This window comes from uncultured Merdimmobilis sp. (assembly GCF_902471145.1).
GTDB lineage: Bacteria > Bacillota > Clostridia > Oscillospirales > Ruminococcaceae > Merdimmobilis > Merdimmobilis hominis.
On record NZ_CABRJC010000004.1, the window covers coordinates 118002 to 124063 of the forward strand.

Here is a 6062-nt window from a genome sequence, read left to right on the forward strand (position 1 = left end):
TTTGGTCCCAGGCTTTTTCCCTTTTCTCAATCAGAAAATCTCACTTCGGGGCCTTCCGACAAGGAAGACCGCGGCCTGAGGGCAGATGTCCTTGCATCTGCTACTTTCCTGCGCTACAATGAAATAAGACCTTATTCCTATAAGAAGGGCGGGATATCATGGAAAAATATGCCCATACCAGCGAGGATGGAACCCGCAAACAGACAGTGGCTGAGCATTTGATGGGCACAGCGGAATTGGCGGCCCGCTTTGCTGCCCCTTTTGGGGCCCAGGAGGTGGCCCAGGCCGCAGGATTGCTCCACGATATAGGGAAATACAGCGATGCCTTCCAGAGGCGGCTGTTGGAGGGCGGCGGGAGAACCGACCACTCCACAGCTGGGGCTCAGGTGGCGTTTCGCCAAAGAATGGCGGAAGTTGCCTTTGCGGTAGCGGGCCATCATGGGGGCCTGCCCGACGGGGGAAGCCGGTTGGATGGCCCCGACTCCCCCACCCTTTTGGGCCGGGTCAAACGTTCTGTGGAGCCCTTTGGCCAATGGGAAAAGGAGATCAGCCCCCCAACTGGTGGGGTTGACCGCAAATTCCAGAAGGACAATTTCACCGACGCCTTTTTCACCCGGATGCTGTACTCCTGTTTGGTGGATGCCGACTATTTGGACACCGAGACCTTTATGAACGGCTCTCCGGCACCGCGGGGCGGTTCTGTTTCCATAGGGGAATTGCTGTCCCGGTTGGAGCGGTACATCGCCCCATGGTGGGAGCCGGACACCGATTTAAACCGGCGCCGCTGCGCTATCCTGCGCCAATGCCTCACTGGTGGCAGCCAATGGGAAAAAGGGCTTTACACCCTCACCGTGCCCACCGGCGGGGGCAAGACGGTGAGTTCCCTGGCCTTTGCCTTATCCATGGCCAAAGCCCAGGGGATGAGCCGGGTGGTCTATGTCATCCCCTACACTTCCATTGTGGATCAGACTGCAACGGTTTTCTCCCAAATCCTGGGGGAGGAAAATGTCCTGGAGCATCACTCCGGGGCAGATTATGCTGTAGAAGAAGGGGGTTCCCCTGCCGCTTACCGGAAAGCATTGGCCACCGAAAATTGGGATGCACCAGTGGTGGTCACCACGGCAGTGCAGTTTTTTGAATCCCTGTTTGCCGCCAAGAGTTCCCGCTGCCGGAAACTACACAATTTGGCCAACAGTGTGATGATCTTTGACGAGGCGCAAACCCTGCCGGTGCCTTATCTCGCCCCCTGCGTGGAGGCGATTGCCCAACTGGTACAGCATTATGGTGCAACCGCGGTGTTGTGCACCGCAACCCAGCCAGCGCTGGAACCGCTGTTTCAAGAGGCGGCCCCAGACCTCCCCATCCGGGAGATCTGCCCGGATACCCAGGGGTTATACCAGGCTTTTCGCAGGACGACGATGAAAACCCTGGGGGAGATTTCCCGGGAAACCCTATTGGAGGAGTGGCAAGGCCGCCCCCAATTCCTTTGTGTGGTCAACCGCCGGAAAACCGCTCAGGAGCTGTACTCCTCCCTGCCTCAAGAGGGGAGCTATTGCCTCACGACCCTGCTGTGCCCGGCGGACCGAAAAGCCAAGCTGGGGGAGATCCGCCGCCGGCTGAGGGAGGGCCTCCCCTGCCGGGTGGTCTCCACCTCGCTGATAGAAGCGGGGGTGGATGTGGATTTCCCCATTGCCTACCGGGAGGAGGCGGGGTTGGATTCTATTATGCAGACAGCGGGCCGCTGCAATCGGGAGGGAAAGCGTCTGGCAGAGGAGAGCGTTGTAGCGGTGTTTCGCCTGACGGAGAGACCTGTGGCTATGATCGCCCAGAATATAGCGGCAGCTAGGCAGGTTCTGCGCAAGCACCAGGATCCGGCGTCTCCGGAAGCCATCCGGGAGTACTTCCAATTTTACCGCACCCTCAAGGGGGAGGAGGCGCTGGACCAGAAACAGATTTTGGATCTGTTCCGGCGGGGATACCAGGGCAGCTGTTTCCCCTTTGCCGAGGTGGCCCGGCGGTTCCGGCTGATCGAGAGCCCAACGGTGCCTATTTACATCCCCGTTGGGGATGGGGCGAGGCTGGTGGAGCTCCTGTGGGAAGGGCGTTGGAGCCAGGGCCTTTTCCGGGCGTTGGGCCAGTATGTGGTGAATGTCTACCCCCAGCACTACCAAGCTCTTTTTGACGCTGGGGCGCTGGAACAAGTGGAGGAGGCCGCCGTCCTGCGGGACCCCGCGTTTTACCACGGGGATACCGGCCTTCAATTGGATGTGGAAACCGGAAAAGGGTGGTTCCTGTGACAGAAAGCCAGATAAAACGCCGGAGGGGCAGTATCCCCTCCGGCGTTTTGCTATATACAGATGTAGAATTTTTGTGTTTTATACAGAATTTGATGTCTTGATATGTCGAAAATCATCGTAATGACCAAATTCTTCTGGAAGAGAAAGCCGTTTTGTGGGATAATGGGGACAAAGGACAGCTTGAGAAAGGAGTGGATACAATGATTCGGTTGGAGGTCTGGGGAGCTTACGCCTGCTTCAGCCGCCCGGAGCTGAAGGTGGAACGGGTCTCCTATGACGTGATGACCCCCTCCGCAGCGCGGGGGTTGGTGGAGGCCATCTACTACCACCCGGGCTTGCGGTGGATCATCGACAAGATTTATGTGCTCTCCCCCATCCGGTTTACCAACATCCGGCGCAATGAGGTCAAAAGCAAAGTGGTGTCCAGCGCGGCAAAAGGAGTCATGCAGGGGAATGGAAAACCCCTGTACCTGGCAGCCTCCCAGGACATCCAGCAGCGGGCCGCCATGGTGCTGCAAGACGTCCACTATGTGATTGAGGCCCATTTTGAGATGACCGACAAGGCCAGCCCCAGTGACAACCCAGGGAAATTCCAGGACATCATCCGCCGCCGGATGGAAAAGGGACAGTGTTTTCACCAGCCCTATTTTGGATGCAGGGAGTTCCCCGCCCATTTCCGCAGCTGGGAAGGGGCCACTGTCCCCGCCATCGGGGAAACCAGAGACCTAGGGCTGATGCTCTACGATATGGACTATGCCGATCCGGCCAACATCACCCCCATCTTTTTCCGGGCCAAGCTGGAACAAGGGGTCTTATCGCTGGATCACTGTGAGGTGTTCCGATGATTCTCCATGCGCTGACGCGCCATTATGAAGACCTGCTTTCCCTGGGCCGGATTCCCCGGCCAGGCTGGGGGACAGCAAAAGTCTCCTATGCCCTGGACCTGTCCCTGGAAGGGGAGATTCTCGCCTTGCTCCCTTTGAAGACAGAACAGCTCCGGGGGAAAAAGGCGGAGCTTCTCCCCCGCAAGATGGAAGTCCCCATGCCTGTGGGTCGTTCTGGTACAAAACCGAAAGCGAACTTTTTGTGCGACCACAGCGGCTATTTTCTCGGGGTGGACGGCAAGGGGAACCCCAAACGGGCCGGCGAGTGTTTTGCGGCCTGCAAGGCTCTTCATCTGGAGCTGCTGGAGGGCCTCCCCTCCCCGGCGGCCCAGGCGATCACCGGATTTTTCCGCCGATGGGACCCCCAGACGGCCTCCCAACACCCGGCCCTCGCCGAGAACTGGAAGGATCTGATGGCCGGGGACAACCTGGTTTTCTGGGTGGAAGGCCAGGAGGCACTTCGGGACCCGGAGATCCGCGCCGCGTGGCAATCCTATTATAACCGGGGCGGGGACGGCCCCACCATGTGCTGCCTGGTGACCGGGGAAACCGGCCCGGTGGAGCTGACCCACCCATTCATCAAAGGGGTGTGGGGGGCCCAGCCCAGCGGGGCGGCCCTCGTCTCCTTCAACGCCCCGGCCTTTTGCTCTTATGACCGGGAGCAAAACGCCAACGCCCCGGTGGGGGCCTATGCGGCCTTTGCCTACACCACTGCCCTCAACCACCTACTGGCCGACCGGGAGTATACCCAGACGGTGGGGGACACCACAGTAGTGTTCTGGGCTGAGGGCGGGGAACCCGCTTACCAAGAGGTTGGCATGGCCGCCTTGTATGGGGACAGCGACGCCATCACCCAGCAGGATTTAAGCCGCATCCTCCGGGCCGTGTCCGCGGGGGAATCCATCCAGTGGCAGGGGGCGGAACTAGACCCTCAAACCCGGTTTTACGTGCTGGGCCTCTCCCCCAACGAGGGCCGGCTGTCGGTGCGGTTTTTCTACCAAAACAGCTTCGGGGGGATGCTGCGCCACATTGAAGAGCACTATGAGCGGCTGGAAATCCAGCGGCCCGCCTTTGACCAGACAGAGAGGCTTCCCCTGTGGAAGCTGCTGGCCGAGACGGTCAACCAGAAATCCCGGGAGAAAACAGCCTCCCCCCAGATGGCAGGCGACCTTCTGCGGGCCATCCTCAGCGGGAGCCGGTACCCTTCTACCCTGCTCACCCTCACCGCCCTGCGCATCCGTGCGGAGCGGGAGGTGACCCGGGGCCGGGCCGCCATCTTAAAAGCATACTACCTGCGCAACCAAACGCCCGCCTGTCCAAAGGAGGTTTTGACGGTGGAACTCAATGAAAACAGCTCCTATCTCCCCTATGTTCTGGGGCGCCTGTTCTCGGTGCTGGAAGGGCTGCAAAACGCAGCCAACCCCGGCATCAACAGCACCATCAAGGATAAATACTTCAACTCTGCGGCCGCCACACCGGCGACCATCTTTCCGTTGCTGCTGAACCTTTCCGAAAAGCACCTGCGCAAACTGGGCACTGCCCAGAAGGTCTACTACAGCAAGCAGATCGGCGGTTTGGTGAAGCGGATACAAGAGACCTACCCCGCCCGGATGACCCTGCCGGAGCAAGGGGCATTCCAGCTGGGGTATTACCACCAGACCCAGAAGCGGTATACAAAAAAGGAGGAAATCGAAAATGTCTGAGCCCATCCAAAACCGGTATGATTTTGTCATTTTATTCGATGTGGAGAACGGCAACCCCAACGGCGACCCCGACGCAGGCAATATGCCCCGCATTGACCCCGAAAGCGGCTATGGGATTGTCACCGACGTATGCCTCAAACGCAAAATCCGCAATTATGTGGAGACGGTCAAAGAAGACACCCCTGGGTATCGCATTTATATCAAGGATCAGGTCCCCCTCAACCGCAGCGACAACGAGGCGCTAACCTATTTGGGGGTGACTGGGGATCTGAAAGCAGCGAAAAAGGCTGACCCCCAACTGGATGTGAAGATCCGGGACTTTATGTGTCAAAACTTCTTTGACATCCGTGCTTTCGGCGCAGTGATGACCACCTTTGTCAAAGGGGCCCTCAACTGTGGGCAGGTCCGCGGCCCGGTGCAGCTCAGCTTTGCCCGGTCGGTGGACCCTATCGTCCCCCAGGAGGTCACCATCACCCGAGTGGCCATCACCACTGAAAAGGATGCGGAGGGCAAAGGGACAGAGATGGGCCGCAAGTACATTGTCCCCTATGGGCTGTACCGGGCGGAAGGGTATATCTCCGCCAATTTGGCCCGCAAAACCACCGGTTTTTCCCAGGAGGATTTGGAACTTCTGTGGGAAGCCATTTTAAATCTGTTTGAGAACGATCACTCCGCCGCCCGGGGCAAAATGGCAGTCCGCGACTTGATTATCTTCCGCCACGATTGTGAACTTGGCAACGCCCCCTCCCACAAATTGTTTGATTTGGTGGAGGTCCGCCGAAAAGAAGAAGTCGCTGTAGCCCGGTGTTATGGCGATTATGAGGTGTCGGTTGCAGAAGAGGCATTGCCCGCCGGGGTCACCTGTATCCGAAAGGGGTAAAAGCGGTGGAAGAGGAGTATCTCCAGCTTTCCGGCATCCAGCATTTTGCCTTTTGCAGACGGCAGTGGGCACTGATCCATTTGGAGGGACAGTGGCAGGAGAATGAGCGGACAGCAAAAGGCCAAGTGTTCCATGAACGGTGCCATGATGAAACCGATAGGGAGTCGAGAGGGGATCTTCTTCTATTTCGTGGGATGCGGGTGGTTTCCCATCGCTTAAGGCTCAGCGGTGCATGCGATGTGGTGGAGTTTCATAGGGACCCGAATGGCATCCCCCTATCGGGTCACCCTGGAACCTG

4 protein-coding genes and 1 pseudogene are annotated in these 6062 nt (G+C 58.6%); all 5 read left to right on the top strand.

All coding sequences use genetic code 11. The annotated features are described in order from the left end of the window. Positions 1–158: 158 nt before the first annotated feature. Entirely contained in the window at positions 159–2297 is a 2139-nt protein-coding gene (gene cas3, locus RDQ42_RS04110; protein WP_231357922.1) for a CRISPR-associated helicase Cas3', read from the top strand. 200 nt (positions 2298–2497) lie between these two features. Next, entirely contained in the window at positions 2498–3142 is a 645-nt protein-coding gene (gene cas5c, locus RDQ42_RS04115) for a type I-C CRISPR-associated protein Cas5c (protein WP_071427505.1), read from the top strand. Next, positions 3139–4884 carry a type I-C CRISPR-associated protein Cas8c/Csd1 gene (gene cas8c, locus RDQ42_RS04120; protein ID WP_195254476.1) on the top strand — a complete coding sequence of 582 codons (1746 nt, stop codon included), beginning with the start codon at positions 3139–3141 and terminating at the stop codon, positions 4882–4884. Before cas5c ends, cas8c begins: the two co-directional genes overlap by 4 nt. Next, a complete protein-coding gene (cas7c, locus tag RDQ42_RS04125; protein WP_071427507.1) occupies positions 4877–5764 on the top strand; it encodes a type I-C CRISPR-associated protein Cas7/Csd2 in 888 nt (295 codons plus the stop codon). Before cas8c ends, cas7c begins: the two co-directional genes overlap by 8 nt. A gap of 5 nt (positions 5765–5769) precedes the next feature. Then, positions 5770–6062 (top strand): annotated as a pseudogene (locus RDQ42_RS04130) (Dna2/Cas4 domain-containing protein); the annotation flags it as partial.